This is a genomic window from Streptosporangium sp. NPDC002524 (assembly GCF_040295985.1).
GTDB lineage: Bacteria > Actinomycetota > Actinomycetes > Streptosporangiales > Streptosporangiaceae > Streptosporangium.
Genome location: NZ_JBEOWK010000025.1, coordinates 48,210 through 62,297 on the forward strand (window position 1 = coordinate 48,210; position 14,088 = coordinate 62,297).

The following is a 14,088-nucleotide window of genomic DNA, read 5'->3' on the forward strand; positions in this document are numbered from 1 at the left end:
CGCTCTTTCCTGCGGGTATGCCGAGACGTTCCGAACTAGATATCACGAAATTTGGTGATTTGTCGGGATAAAAAGCGGCCTGGTGTTCGCGCCGCCACGTCCTGTCACGGCGGTGAAATCCCGGTAAAGCGCAATTAACAACTGCGAACTAGGCGGGAAACCTCACTCAGTCACCTTGACGGCAGATAGATCGGTGCGGGGGCCGTACCGGCAAGGAGGAAAGTCATTGAGGAACACAGTGTGGCGCTCCGGGTTCGTCGTCGCGGCGCTGGCCACGGCGCTGACCGCCTGCGGAGGCGAAGCCCCCTCGGGCACGAACGCGGCCTCCGCCGGCGGTGGTGAGGACGGCATCAAGGTCGGCATCCTGCACTCGCTCAGCGGCACGATGGCCATCAGCGAGGTGACCGTCAGGGACTCGGAGCTGCTCGCCATCGAGGAGATCAACGCCGCGGGCGGCGTGCTCGGCAAGAAGCTGATCCCCGTGGTGGAGGACGGCGCGTCCGACTGGCCCACCTTCGCGGAGAAGGCCACCAAGCTCATCCGCCAGGACAAGGTCGCCACCACCTTCGGCGGGTGGACCTCCGCCAGCCGCAAGGCGATGCTGCCGGTGTTCGAGCGGAGCAAGGCCCTGCTGTGGTACCCGGTCCAGTACGAGGGCCTGGAGAGCTCGCCCTACATCTTCTACACCGGCGCGACCACCAACCAGCAGATCATCCCCGGCCTCGACTACCTCAAGGAACAGGGCAAGAAGAAGATCTTCCTGGTCGGCAGCGACTACGTCTTCCCGCGCACCGCCAACAAGATCATCAAGGCGTACGCGGCGGCGAACGGGATGGAGATCCTCGGCGAGGAGTACACCCCGCTCGGCCACACCGAGTACAGCACGCTGACCAACAAGGTCGTCCAGGCCAAGCCGGACGCCGTCTTCAACACCCTCAACGGTGACAGCAACGTCGCCTTCTTCAAGCAGCTCAACAGCGCCGGGGTCACCGCCGAGCAGATGCCCGTCCTGTCGGTGAGCGTCGCCGAGGAGGAGGTCAAGGGCATCGGCGTCGACAACATCGCCGGACACCCCGTCGCCTGGAACTACTACCAGACCACCGAGAACCCGGCCAACGAGAAGTTCGTCGCCGCGTTCAAGGCCAAGTACGGCGCCGACAAGGTGACCTCCGACCCGATGGAGGCCGGGTACAACGCCGTCTACCTCTGGGCCGAGGCCGTCAAGAAGGCCGGGTCCGTCGAGGTCGAGGCCGTGAGGAAGGCCGCCGGGGGCATCGCCCTGGAGCGTCCCGAGGGCCTGGTCACCATCGACGGCGAGAACCAGCACATGTACAAGACGGCCAGGATCGGCGTGATCCAGCCCGACGGCCTCATCAAGGAGGTCTGGAACTCCGGCGAGCCGATCAAGCCCGACCCCTACCTCAAGGGCTACCCCTGGGCGAGCGGCCTGGCCAACGGCTGATCCCCTCTCAGACCGGCTCCGGACCGGGCCGTGACCAGATCACGGGCAGCACCGTGACGCACCCACAATGCGGTGCGGCCCGGCTCCGGAGCCAATCACTCGTAGGAAGGGGACCTTCGGTGGAGGCGTTTCTCAACCAGCTCCCGATCGGCCTGTCCATCGGCGCCGTACTGCTCCTCATCGCCCTCGGCCTGACGTTCACGTTCGGCCAGATGGGCGTGATCAACATGGCCCACGGCGAGTTCATCATGGCGGGCGCGTACACCGCCTACCTGCTCCAGGACCTCACCGGCCGGATGGCCGTGATCGTCGCCCTGCCCGTCGCCTTCCTGGTCGCCGGGCTGATGGGACTCGTCCTGGAACGGACCGCGATCCGGCACTTCTACGGCCGCCCGCTCGACACCCTGCTGCTCACCTGGGGCGTCAGCCTCGTGCTGCAGCAGCTCGCCCGCGACCTGTTCGGGGCACCCAACGTGCAGGTCCAGGCGCCCACCTGGCTGCAGGGAGGCATCGCGTCCCTGCCGTACAACCGGCTGTTCATCTTCGGCCTGGCCATCGCGACCGTTGTCAGCATCTGGGCGTACATGAACCGCACCGGCCAGGGACGCCGGATGCAGGCGGTGATGCAGAACCGGCAGCTCGCCGCGGTGAGCGGCATCAACACCGCCCACGTGGACCAGCGCACCTTCTTCATCGGCTCGGGCCTGGCCGGGGTCGCCGGGGTGGCCCTCACCCTGATCGGCCCCGTCGGACCCGCCCTCGGCACCTACTACATCGTCGACGCCTTCCTCGTGGTCGTCGCCGGAGGGCTCGGCCAGCTGCGCGGCGCCGTCATCGCCGCCGCGGGACTCGGCCTGCTCAACTCGTACGCCGAGTTCTGGAGCGACGCCAGCCTGGCGAAGGTCATCGTGTTCGCCGCGATCATCGCCTTCCTCCAGTTCCGGCCGCAGGGCCTGTTCGTACTCCGATCGAGGGCTTTGACATGAATCTCGCACGCCTCAGGGGGCCCGGGGTCTTCGCGGTGGTGGCCGTGCTGGCCCTGGTGGTCGCACCGCTGCTGCTGGAGCCCTTCCGCCTCGGCCTGCTGGCCAAGTACCTCTGCTTCGCGATCGTCGCCCTGGGCATCGGCCTGGCCTGGGGGCAGGGCGGCATGCTCGTCCTGGGCCAGGGCGTGTTCTTCGGGCTCGGCGGCTACGCCATGGCCATGCACCTGAAACTGGTGGACGCCCAGGGCGACCTGCCCGACTTCATGGTGTGGAGCGGGGTCGAGCAGCTGCCCGCGCTGTGGAAACCGTTCGCCAACCCGGTGTTCGCGCTGGTCATGGTCGTCGCCGGGCCGATGCTGATCGCGACGGTGCTGGGCCTGCTGGTGTTCAGGCAGCGGGTGCGCGGCGCGTACTTCGCGATCCTCACCCAGGCGCTCGCCGCCGCGTTCGTCATCCTGCTCGTCGGCCAGCAGGGCCTCACCGGCGGCACCAACGGCCTCACCAACTTCTACGACCTGTTCGGCCAGGACCTGGCGGCCGACTCGACCCAGCGCGGGCTGTACTTCGCGGTCGCGATAGTCACCGGGCTGCTCTATCTCGGTGCCCGCCAGCTGGTCGGCAGCCGCTTCGGGCGGCTGCTCGTCGCCATCAGGGACGGCGAGGACCGCGTCAGGTTCCTCGGCTACGACCCGGCGAGGGTCAAGACCGTCACCTTCGCGCTGTCGGCGGGCATGGCCGGGCTCGCGGGGGCGATGTTCGTGCCCGTGGTCGGCATCATCTCGCCCGCGCTGCTGGGCGTGGTGCCCTCCCTCGAACTCGTCGTCGCGGTCGCGGTGGGCGGCAGGTTCGCACTGGCCGGGGCGATCCTCGGCGCGGTCGTCATGGGGTACGCCAAGACGTCGTTCAGCGAGCAGTTCGCCGACGGCTGGCTCTACCTGCAGGGCGCGCTGTTCATCCTCGTCATGACCCTGGCCCCCAAGGGGATCCTCGGCGTGGCGGCGTCGGCGCGCGACGCCTGGGCGCGGAGGTCGAGGCGCCGTACGGACCCCGAGCCGCCGCCCGCGGAGGCTCCCGGTACGAGAGTCATGGAGGAGGTCGGATGAGCCCGATGATCGAGGTACGCGGGCTGTCGGTGGTCTTCGACGGCTTCCGCGCCATCGACGGCATCGACCTCACGGTCGAGAAGGGGGAGCTGCGCTTCCTGATCGGTCCCAACGGGGCCGGGAAGACCACGCTCATCGACGTCATCACCGGCCTCACCCGGCCGACCACCGGCGAGGTCGTCTTCGACGGCCGCAGCCTGGTCGGCCAGCGCGAACACAAGATCGTCCGGCTCGGCGTCGGGCGGACCTTCCAGACGTCGGTGGTCTTCGAGGAGCTCAGCGTCCTGGAGAACCTCGACCTGGCGGCCTCCTTCCGCCGCCCGCTCTGGTCGCTGGCCCGGCGCAGGCGCGGAATCTCCGACGCCGTCGCCGAGGCCCTGGAGACCACCGGCCTGAAGGAACTGGCCGACCGGCCCGCGGGGGTGCTCTCCCACGGGCAGCGGCAGTGGCTGGAGATCGGCATGCTGCTCACCCAGAGCCCCAAGCTGCTCCTGCTGGACGAGCCGGTGGCCGGAATGTCCAAGGACGAGCGGGAGCGCACCGGCGAGCTGCTGACGTCCGTGGCGAACGACCACACGGTGATCGTGATCGAACATGACATGGAGTTCCTGCGCAGGTACGCCTCGCAGGTCACCGTCCTGCACGAGGGCAAGGTGCTGATCGAGGGATCGGTCGACCAGGTCCGCGACGACCCGCGCGTGCAGGAGGTCTATCTCGGAAGGAAGCGCAGCGATGCTGTCGGTACAGGAACTTGACGCCGGGTACGGCAGGGCCCGGGTGCTGTTCGGGGTCTCCCTGGAGGTGGAGCCCGGCCAGCTGATGTGCGTGATGGGCCGCAACGGGGTGGGCAAGACCACCCTGCTCAACACCGTGATGGGCGTGCTTCCCGCCACCGCGGGGTCGGTCACCTTCGAGGGCCGCGACGTGACGCGTATGCCGCCCCACGAGCGGGTCAAGCTCGGCATGGCGTACGTCCCCCAGGGGCACGAGACGTTTCCGCAGCTCAGCGTGCTCGGCAACCTCCAGGTCACGTTGGAGGCCGCCAAGGGGCCGCAGGAGGCGCTGGAGGAGGCCCTGGAGACCTTCCCGAGGCTGAAGCCGCTGCTCAAGCGGCGCGCCGGGTTCCTGTCCGGCGGGCAGCAACAGCAGCTCGCCATCGCCCGCGCGCTCGTCACCCGTCCCAAGCTGCTCATCCTCGACGAGCCCACCGAGGGCATCCAGCCGTCGATCATCATCGAGATCGAGGAGGCGATCGAGCGGCTGCACGCCACGGGCCTGTCGCTCCTGCTGGTCGAGCAGTATCTGGACCTGGCGCTCCGGCTCGCCGACCGCTTCCTCATTCTCGACGCCGGGCACGTCGTCCACTCGGGGGCGGCCGAGGAACTGCGCGGGGAGGGAATTCACCGCCTTCTCGCCGTCTGACCCCTAAGGCGGTGAATCGGACTTTCCATATCAAGAAGGCCGTGTTTGATCACTTCTTGATGAAGGGGGTCCCGTCGTGGGTGATGACGACATAGCCTGCCCAGAAAAGCGGAGTCCGGGGGTGTCATGGCGAAGGAACCTGCGGACGGGGAAAAGCGACCGGAGGGGGCCTCCTCCTCTCCCGATCCCTCCTCTCCCGAGTCTCCCGGGTCTCCCGCGCCTCTCGAATCCTCCGAGGCTCCCGAGAAGCGGGTCCGGTCCTCCCGCGAGGAGACCGGGCTCTCCCGGGAGACCGGCTCTTCCCGTGGGGCTGTCGGTGGCGGGGCTGTCAGTGGCGCGGTCGGCGGCCCGGCCGGTGACGAGCGTGCGGCGCGGTCCGGCCGCGTGACCGGATCGCCGGACGGTGAGGCTCCCGGCCGGCGGTCCGGCCGGGGCGCAGGGGAGACGCCCGCCGGAGAGCGCGACCGACGGCCGGAGGACGCGCCCCACCGGCGTTCCGACGAGCGGCGCTCCGACGACCGGCACGAACGCGACCGGTACGAACGCGACCGCCGCGATGACGACCGGCGGTCCGACGATCGGCGCGACGACGAACGGCACGGGCGTGGGCGGCGGTCCCACGGGCCGTACGAGCGCGACCGCCGGGACGACGACCGGTACGCGCCCGTCCGGCGGTCCGACGACCGGTACGACCGTGACCGGTGGTCCGATGACAGGTACGACCGCGACCGGCGCGACGACGACCGCCACGACCGCCACGACCGCGATCCGCGGCCGGAGGGCGCGGACGCCGAGGGCGCCTACCCCGGGCAGCCGATCGGGTCGCCCGGGCCACCCGGCCCGCCGGGACCGTCCGGCCCGCCCCGCCGCCGCGGGTTCCGCCGCTTCCGGCTCGCCGCCTGGATCGCGCTGGTCCTCGCCGCCGTCGTGGTCGGGGTGTCCATCGCGTGGGTGAGCGGGCCTCCCACCGAGGCCGAGCTGCGCGAGAAGGCGGGGCTCCTCGACAAGGACAGACTCCTCATCGGCGTGAAGGAGGACACCCCGGGCATCGCCCTGCGGAAGCCGGGGGAGAGCGGTTTCACCGGCTTCGACATCGACATCGCCTACATGATCGCGGCGGACCTGGGCTTCCGGCCCGACCAGGTCGACTTCCTCTCCATCGAGACCGAGGACAGGGCGCGCATGCAGGCCCGCGACACGGGCGGCGCGTTCGTCAAGGTCGACCTCGTGGTGGCGACCTTCAGCGTGACGCCCGAGCGCAGGGCCGACCCCTCCGTCGGCTTCTCCACGCCCTACCTCTACACCGAGCAGTCGGTGGTGACCAGGGCCGACTACCCCGACGACAACGTCCCCTCCCTGGGGCAGCTGGAGGGCAAGAGGGTCTGCTCGCTCGGCACCTCGACCTCCCTGGCCGAGCTGAGGAAGGCGATCAAGGTCGATCCCATCGCCGAGCTCCTGATCAGCAAGTGCGTCGACCGTCTCGCGGACGGCGTCGCGGCCAACAGGGCGGCCGACGCGGTGACCACCGACGCGGCCCTGCTGGCCGGGTTCGTCGCGGAGCCGGGCAGGAAGCTGCGCCACCACGACATCGCGCTGGAGAAGACGGAGATGTGGGCGGTCAACGCGGGCTCCAACGGCGCGCTGCGCACCCTGGTCGACCTCGCCCTCTACCGCTCCTACGCCGATCCGGGCAACAAGAGCTGGGAGGAGGCGTACGAGAAGCACATCAGGCCGTTGCTGGCGGCCAACCCGGGGGTGGACGTGGCGCAGGCGCGGCAGCCCTGCGCGCTCCCGCCCGACGTGCGCCGCTGGCCGTGGGAGCGGACCCTCCCCGTGCAGGATTGCCCCTCCGCCCCTTGAAGCGCGATCCCCTGAGACCCGGCGCGCGGGTGAGGGACGCGCCGAGGAACCAGGAGTGGTTCCTCACGCTGCTGCCGGTGTTCCCGATCGTCCTGCTGGTGATGCGGCTGTGGTACGCCAGCAAGCAGGACACCCAGACGCTGCTCCTGCTCGTGCAGACCATCAGCCCGCTGGGCCTGCTGAGCGCTGTCCTGCTGACCACGGTGTGGGTGCTGCCCGTCGTCGTGGTCGGCGGCAGGCTCCTCGGCACGCTTCACTGGATCAGCACGGGCCGCTCCTCGTGGCTGGTGCACAGCGCCCAGCGGCTGCCCGGCTGGGTGGTGGTCCTCGCCGTCGCGATGGGCGTGTGCACCTGGCAGCTGCGCTTCCTGCCGACGCTGGCGATGCTGTCGCTGGCCCTGCTCGGGCTGACCGTGCGCGAACGCTTCCCGGACCACGAGGAGCTGCGGACCACGTTCTGCTACGCGCTTCCGGTGATCGCCGCCGTGCTGTCGTACGTCCTGCTGTGGCCGGCCATCGTCTCCGCGTTCACCGCGCGGGACGTGGCGACGGCGATCCTTCTCACGCTTCCCCCGGTGTTCGCGGCGCTGCTGACCGGCCCGGTGCCCGAGGCGCCGGCGAGGGTGCTGACCCACGGCATCGCGATCGGGATGGCGGTGTTCACCCCGTTCCTGGTCGGCGTGGTGGTGATGAGGGCGCCGATCCTCCCGCTGGTCGCCATGCAGATCACCCCGGAGAGGCCGGACGGGAAGGCCGGGGAGGAGACCGAGGAGGTGGTCGTGGGCTACATGGTCGCCAGCGACGACCAGATGACCACCGTCCTCAAGCGTGACGGTGTCGTGGAGTTCATCCAGAACGACCGGCTGCGCTCGAAGGTGCTCTGCCCCGACCCCGGCGAGGTGCCCAGGACGTGGGTGAACCTGCACGGCTGGTACGTCGAGCACAGCGTGATCTCCTGGCTCGCCCCGGTCTCGCAGCGGGCCCCGGCCGACTCGCGCTGCGAGGGCCGTCCGGCCGAGGAGACCTCCCCGGCCGAGGAGACCTCCCCGGCCGGGGAGAAAAGCCCGGCCGAGGAGGCCGCCCCGGCCTCGCCCTCCCCGTCCTCGTCCCCGAGCTCCGCCGGGTCCCCGGGCGCGACCGAGACTCCGAGCGCGGCCGGGTCTCCGAGCCCGGTCGGGTCTCCGGGCGCTGTCGAGGGCCCACGCTGACACCGGCTCACCGGTCCCTTCCGTGTGGAAGGGCCGGAAGGGCGCGGCGGGTCACGGCAGGTCGCGGCGGGTCACGGTGCGTCGTGTGGGCACGGTGCGCCGGTCAGGACGCGCGGCGGCCGATGATCTCCCGGACCACCGAGGCCAGCAGGTCGACGTCGGCCTCGGTGGTACGCCAGTTCAGGATGGCCGGTCGCAGCGCGGTCATCCCCCGGTAGGTCGTGGTTCCGGCGTACACCCGGCCGTCGGCGAGCAGTTCCGCGCCGAGCCACGCGTTCAGCGCGTCCAGCTCCTCCGGGGGGACGCCGGGCGGGCGGTAGCGGAAGCAGACCACGCACAGCCGTACCGGAGCCAGGAGCTCCAGGTCGGGGGCCTCCTCGACGATCGCGCCGAGCCGCAGGGCCAGGTCGTGGTGACGTTCGACCATCTCCCGGTACCCCTGCCTGCCGTACGCCCGCAGGGTCGCCCAGACGGGCAGCGCCCGCGCCCGCCGGGAGGACTCGGGGCCCAGGACGTTGTAGTTGACGTGCGGGTCGTCGCCGGGCGGCAGGTACGCGGCACCCCACGCGCCGAACGACCTGGCCATGAGCTCCGGCTCGCGGACGAACGCGAACCCGCTCTCGTAGGGCACGTTCAGCCACTTGTGCCCGTCGGAGATCACCGAGTGCGCCCGCTCCACCCCCTTGACCAGGTGCGACAGTCGCGGGGAGGCCGCCGCGAACAGCCCGAAGGCCCCGTCCACGTGCAGCCAGGCGCCGTGCCGCTCGGCGAGGTCGGCCAGCTCGCCGATGGGGTCGAAGTCGCCGGTGTTCACCTCTCCCGCGTTCGCGATGATCACCGCGGGGCCGTCGATCTCGCCGAGCGCCCGGTCCATGGCCGCCAGGTCGACCCGCCCGGCCTCGTCCGCGGCGAGGATCCGCGCGCTGTCACGGCCGCAGCCGAGTATCTGCAGCGCCTTGCGGCTGCTCGGGTGGAGATAGCCCCCGGCCAGCACGGGCATCCGCGGCAGCCCCGCGAGCCCGTCCGCGCCCACGTCGGCCCCGTGCCGCTCGCCCCACCACTGCCGGGCGCACGCCAGGCCGGTGAGGTTGGCGAACGTGGCGCTCGGGGTCAGCACCCCGCCGTAGGACTCCGGCAGCCCGAACAGGTCCTTCAGCCAGCGCAGCGCGACGGTCTCCGCCCGGGTGGCGAACGGCGAGGTGAGCCAGAGTCCGCCCGCCTGGTCGAGCAGCGAGGTCACCCAGTCGCCGGCCTGGGCCGCCGGGGTCGAGCCGCCGACGACGAAGTGGAAGAAACGCGGTCCCGAGGAGTGCGTCGCCGCCCCGGTGCCGGCGCGCAGCAGCCGCCGTACGGTGTCGAGGGTGCCCTCTCCCCGCTCGGGGAGAGGGTGGTCGAGAAGGTCGACGAGCCCGTCGGACCCGTGGTCGTGAACGGGACGGCCGCCGAGCGAGTCGAGGTAGGGGCGGGCGGCCCGAGCCACCTCTTCCAGCGCGGCCGCGGCCTGGTCACGTTCATACAAAGGATCACTCATCCCCAAGGATGAGCACGTTCGCCCGCGACTCGCCACCCCGCGCCCCGCCCCTCCGGGGCGTCGATCAGCCGGGTGGCCGCGCGCCCGCCTCGGGTTCCGGGGGGCTGGGGTGGGCGCGGCGGGTGAGCGACGCGGAGTGGCCGGGGCGGCTCAGGGCGTCCAGGAGTGACGCGGTCAGCCCGCGGGTGACCGACGACCTCCCGAAAGGAGCTTTCGCGACGCGTGCCTGCCTTCGGGAAGAGGCTTCCCGCGGTGTGTGCCGGCCTCCGGGAAGAGGCTTCCCAGTGCCGGTCCCTCGGAAGGATCTTCCCGACGCGTGCCCGCCTTCACGAAGAGGCTTCTTGCGGTGTGTGCCGACCTCTCGGAAGCCTCTTCCCGGAGCATGTACCGACCTCCGGGAAGAGGCTTCCCGGGGTGTGTGTCGGCCTCCCCGAAGGATCTTCAGGGGCCGGTGGTCACTGGCGGTAGTCTTCGACCTCGTCGATCGGGCGGGGGGCCGCCGAGTCGGGGTCCTCGCCGAACTCGCGGCGCGCCCGGCGCTGCCTGAGCAGGTCCCACGCCTGGTCGAGAGCCTCCTCCAGGTGCTTGATCCGGTTGTTCTCCTCGTGGGAGGAGATCGAGTGCGAGCCCAGCTTCGCCCGGAGCTCCCGCTCCTCGGCGATCAGCTCGGTGATGTGGGCGAGGATGTCGCCGTCCCTCATGGCCGTTCCCCCTGTCAGAGTTCTTCTGGACTGTATCCGATCAGCAGGTCACCGCACCGTCGGAGGCCGACCCCACGACGGCGGCGTACTTGGCCAGCACCCCGCGCTCCACGACCCGGTCCGGGCGGCGCCAGGCGGCCCGCCTGCGGGCCAGCTCCTCGTCGCCGACCTCCAGGTCGAGCCGGTTCGCGGCGGAGTCGACGACGACGGTGTCCCCGTCGCGGACCAGCGCGATCGGCCCGCCGTGGTGCGCCTCCGGGGCGACGTGCCCGATGACCAGGCCGTGGGAGACGCCGCTGAAGCGGCCGTCGGTGACCAGGGCGACCGAGTCGCCCAGGCCCCGCCCGACGAGCGCCCCGGTGATCGAGAGCATCTCCCGCATCCCGGGACCGCCCGCCGGCCCCTCGTAGCGGACGATCACCACGTCGCCGGGGACGATCACGCCCTCCTGGATCGCGGCGAAGCACTCCTCCTCGGAGTCGAACACCCGGGCCGGGCCCTCCCTGCGGAAGTCGGGCCGCCCGCCGAGCTTGAGGACGCAGCCCTCGGGGGCGAGCGAGCCGCGCAGGATCGCGAGCGCTCCCGGACCCTTGACCGGCTCGGCCACGGTGGCGACCACCCGCTGGCCGGGCGCCTCGACGGCGTCGTCCGCGACCTGGGCCAGGGTGCGGCCGTCGACCAGGGTGACGTCCTCGCGCAGCAGCCCGGCCTCGCGCAGCCGCCGCGCCACCAGCGCGGTGCCGCCCGCGCGCCACAGGTCGGCGGCCGTGTGCCGGCCGCTGGGCTTGAGACCGGCCACGATCGGCACCCGGCGGCAGACCTCCCCGATGTCGTCGATCCGCAGCGGCAGCCCCGCCTCGCGGGCGATCGCGAGCAGGTGCAGCACCGCGTTCGTCGAGCCGCCCATCGCGGCGACCGCCACGAGCGCGTTGTGCAGCGCGCCCTCCGACAGCACCGTGGACGGCCGGGCGTCGCGGGCCAGCGCGTCCATCGCGATCTCCCCGGCGCGCCGGGCCGCCTCGTTCTTCTCCTCCGCGACGGCGGGGATGTCGCCGATGCCGAACGGCGCCAGGCCGAGGAAGTCGGCGATGCCCGCCATGGTGTTCGCCGTGTACTGGGCGGCGCAGGTGCCGGGGCCGGGGCACGCGTGCCGCGCGAGGTCGTCGACGTCCTCGGCGGACATGCGGCCCACCGCCCGCTCGCCGAGCGCCTCCCACATGTCCTGGATGGTGACGTCCCGGTCGCGCCAGCGGCCGGGCATCATGCTGCCGCCGTAGAGGACCACGGACGGCACGTCCAGCCGGGCGATCGCCATGATCGCCGCGGGGACGGTCTTGTCGCAGCCCACGACGCAGACCAGCGCGTCGAACCCGTGGGCGCGTCCCATCAGCTCGATCGAGTCGGCGATCACCTCCCGGCTCACCAGCGAGGCCCGCATGCCCGGCGTGCCCATGGTGAGGTTGTCGGAGACCGCGATCGTGTTGAACTCCATCGGGGTGCCCCCGGCCCGCCGCACCCCCTCGGCGACGTGCGCCGCCAGCTCGCGGTGGGTGAGGTTGCACGGCATGGTGCCGGTCCAGGTGGAGGCGATGCCCACGACCGGGCGGCGCATCTCCTCGTCGGACAGGCCCATGGCGTACAGGTGGGAGCGCGCGGGCGCGCGATCGGGATCGTCGGCGATGCCGGTGCCGGTGCCGGTGTCCGCGGCGATGCCCATACCGGTGTCCGTGCCGATGCTCGCGGCGGTGCCGGTGTCCGCGGCGATGCCCGTGCCCGTGCCGCTGTCCGTGCCGATGCTCGCGGTGGTGTTCGCGGGGACGTCCCCGTCCGTGTTCGCGGCGGTGTCCGTGCCACCGCCTGCGCCACCGCCTGCGCCACTGCCTGCACTACTGCCCGTGCCGCTGTCTGCGCCGATGTTCATGCCGCTTCCTTTCTGCCGGTGGCGATGCCGGGCAGGTCGAGGCCGAGCAGCCGGGCGGCGTTGCCCGCCGTGATCAGCCGCCGGTCGTCGGGCGAGAGGTTCAGCTCGTCCATCACGCGCACCTGCTCGTCGGCGTACTGCGTGATGTATCCCCACGGGAAGTCGCACGAGTCGGTGCCGAAGACGATCCGTTCGGGACCGAACGTCTCGTGGAAGCGCCGGAACAGGTCCTTGACCGTCAGCTCGTACGGCATCCAGCGGGTCCACTCCTGGCCGCCGGACGTGTCGACGTGCACGTTGGCGTTGGCCCAGCCCAGGCGGAGCAGCTCCCCGGGGTAGCCGCAGCCGAAGTGGGCGACCACGAAGCCGACCGAGGGGAAGGCCTTGGCCACGTCGTGCAGCGCGATCGGGTCCATGTTGGGGGCGTACCCCATCCCGCCGCCGCCGTTGACCGGGCCGAAGTGCGTCACCACGGGCAGGCCGTACTCCTCGCAGACCTCCCACACCGGCCAGAGCGACCGGTCGGCGAGCGGGACGGTCACCCACGGCGCGATGACCTTGTAGCCCGACAGCCCCAGCTCCGTCGCCGCGCGGCGCAGCTCGGCGGCGGCGCCGGGCGAGCAGGGCTGGTGGTTGGCGAAGCCGAGGAAGCGGTCCGGGTGGGCGGCGACGACCCCGGCCAGGCGGTCGTTGCCCCCGCCGCTCATGAACACCACCCGTTCCAGTCCCGCCGCGTCGGCCTCCGCCCGCCAGGCGGCGGCGACCTCCTCGGTGGTACGGGTCTCGGGGCCGGAGGGAGAGAGGGTGCGGGCGCGGCGGACCCGCTCGTGGTAGCCGGTGGCGTTCTTCCGCAGGAGCGAGAGCTTGGCCGGGCCGCAGGCGTGCTCGTACGCGGCGTCGAGGCGATCCTGGGTGGGCTCCTCCCCGGGGAAGTGGCAGTGGAAGTCGATCGCCGGAAGGCCCCACCGGCTGACGCGGACCTCGCTCACGCGAACCTCACCGTGTTGCGCAGCGTGCCGAGGCCCTCGACCTCGACCTCGACCACGTCGCCGTCCCCGAGCCAGAGCCGCGGTGTGCGCCCCATGCCCACGCCATGCGGGGTGCCGGTGGCGATGACGTCGCCGGGGTTGAGCGTCATGTAGCGCGACAGGTAGGAGATGATCTCGGGGATCTTGAAGATCATTTCTTTGGTCGAGCCGTCCTGCACGGTCTCGCCGTTGACCCGGGCGGAGATCGCCAGCGCGTGCGGGTCGGCGATCTCGCCGGGGGTGACGATCCACGGCCCGGCCGGGCAGAAGCCGTCGAAGTTCTTGCCCCGGAACCACTGGCCGTCGGCGAACTGCGCGTCGCGGGCCGACACGTCGTTGACGACGGTGTATCCGAAGACGTGGTCCATGGCCTCGGCGGGACCGACGTGCCGCGCGGCCGCGCCGATCACCACGGCCAGCTCGGCCTCCCAGTCGAGCTGCGCGGTCGCTCCCACGGGGACCACCACGTCCTCGTACGGCCCCGCCAGGGTGTGCGCGGTCTTCACGAAGGAGAGCACGCGCTCGGGGGTGTCGAGGCCGGTCTCGCGGATGTGGTCGGCGTAGTTGAGGCCGATACAGACGATCTTCTGCGGGGCCGCGACCGGGCTGAGCAGCGTGACCTCCGGCAGGGGCAGTGGATCGGCGACCGGGGCCAGGACGGACGGGTCGGCGCCGTCGGCGATGAGGTCGCGCACCGCGTCGGCCATGAACCGGGGCGCCTCGGCGGCTACGGGCACGGCCAGGTCGCCGTCGATCCGCGCGGCGAACACGGCACCGTCGGCACGTTGGATACGGGCGATACGCACGTGATTCTCCTAGTTTTGGGCGTGGTGGGACCGGACTCCGGGCGCGCTCGCCGGAGTCCG

12 protein-coding genes are annotated in these 14,088 nt (G+C 71.5%); 7 read left to right on the forward strand and 5 right to left on the reverse strand.

Annotated features, from left to right (window positions below; translation table 11 throughout):
• The first annotated feature begins 226 nt into the window (after positions 1-226).
• The 7 genes from urtA (at position 227) to ABT053_RS33600 (ending at position 8,041) form a co-directional block, all read left to right on the forward strand.
• Complete coding sequence (gene urtA / locus ABT053_RS33570; protein WP_350974603.1) at positions 227-1,462, forward strand: urea ABC transporter substrate-binding protein; 1,236 nt, start codon at positions 227-229, stop codon at positions 1,460-1,462.
• Positions 1,463-1,581: 119 nt separating this feature from the next.
• Positions 1,582-2,448, forward strand: coding sequence for an urea ABC transporter permease subunit UrtB (gene urtB / locus ABT053_RS33575; protein WP_350974605.1), 867 nt, complete (start codon positions 1,582-1,584; stop codon positions 2,446-2,448).
• On the forward strand, positions 2,445-3,551 hold the full coding sequence (gene urtC / locus ABT053_RS33580) for an urea ABC transporter permease subunit UrtC (RefSeq protein ID WP_350974607.1): 1,107 nt from the start codon (positions 2,445-2,447) through the stop codon (positions 3,549-3,551). The genes urtB and urtC overlap by 4 nt, the downstream gene beginning before the upstream one ends.
• Entirely contained in the window at positions 3,548-4,306 is a 759-nt protein-coding gene (gene urtD, locus ABT053_RS33585) for an urea ABC transporter ATP-binding protein UrtD (RefSeq protein ID WP_502991930.1), read from the forward strand. Before urtC ends, urtD begins: the two co-directional genes overlap by 4 nt.
• On the forward strand, positions 4,284-4,973 hold the full coding sequence (gene urtE, locus ABT053_RS33590; RefSeq protein WP_350974609.1) for an urea ABC transporter ATP-binding subunit UrtE: 690 nt from the start codon (positions 4,284-4,286) through the stop codon (positions 4,971-4,973). The genes urtD and urtE overlap by 23 nt, the downstream gene beginning before the upstream one ends.
• A 384-nt stretch (positions 4,974-5,357) precedes the next feature.
• Entirely contained in the window at positions 5,358-6,833 is a 1,476-nt protein-coding gene (locus tag ABT053_RS33595) for a transporter substrate-binding domain-containing protein (protein ID WP_350974611.1), read from the forward strand.
• The gene (locus ABT053_RS33600; RefSeq protein WP_350974613.1) at positions 6,830-8,041 is read left to right on the forward strand and encodes a hypothetical protein; all 1,212 of its coding nucleotides are present in this window, start codon (positions 6,830-6,832) and stop codon (positions 8,039-8,041) included. The genes ABT053_RS33595 and ABT053_RS33600 overlap by 4 nt, the downstream gene beginning before the upstream one ends.
• A 103-nt stretch (positions 8,042-8,144) precedes the next feature.
• Here ABT053_RS33600 and ABT053_RS33605 read toward each other — a convergent pair whose 3' ends face one another.
• The 5 genes from ABT053_RS33605 to ABT053_RS33625 all read right to left on the reverse strand — a co-directional run bounded on the left by ABT053_RS33605 (position 8,145) and on the right by ABT053_RS33625 (position 14,028).
• Complete coding sequence (locus ABT053_RS33605) at positions 8,145-9,560, reverse strand: pyridoxal phosphate-dependent decarboxylase family protein (protein ID WP_350974614.1); 1,416 nt, start codon at positions 9,558-9,560, stop codon at positions 8,145-8,147.
• A gap of 467 nt (positions 9,561-10,027) precedes the next feature.
• Positions 10,028-10,273 (reverse strand): DUF2630 family protein, encoded by a 246-nt coding sequence (locus tag ABT053_RS33610; RefSeq protein WP_350974616.1) that lies wholly within the window; start codon positions 10,271-10,273, stop codon positions 10,028-10,030.
• Between the two features lie 40 nt (positions 10,274-10,313).
• Positions 10,314-12,194: a dihydroxy-acid dehydratase gene (gene ilvD / locus ABT053_RS33615; protein ID WP_350974618.1), complete on the reverse strand. Its 1,881-nt coding sequence runs from the start codon at positions 12,192-12,194 to the stop codon at positions 10,314-10,316.
• Entirely contained in the window at positions 12,191-13,183 is a 993-nt protein-coding gene (locus tag ABT053_RS33620) for an amidohydrolase family protein (protein WP_350974619.1), read from the reverse strand. The genes ilvD and ABT053_RS33620 overlap by 4 nt, the downstream gene beginning before the upstream one ends.
• The gene (locus tag ABT053_RS33625; RefSeq protein WP_350974620.1) at positions 13,180-14,028 is read right to left on the reverse strand and encodes a fumarylacetoacetate hydrolase family protein; all 849 of its coding nucleotides are present in this window, start codon (positions 14,026-14,028) and stop codon (positions 13,180-13,182) included. Before ABT053_RS33625 ends, ABT053_RS33620 begins: the two co-directional genes overlap by 4 nt.
• Positions 14,029-14,088 lie beyond the last annotated feature (60 nt).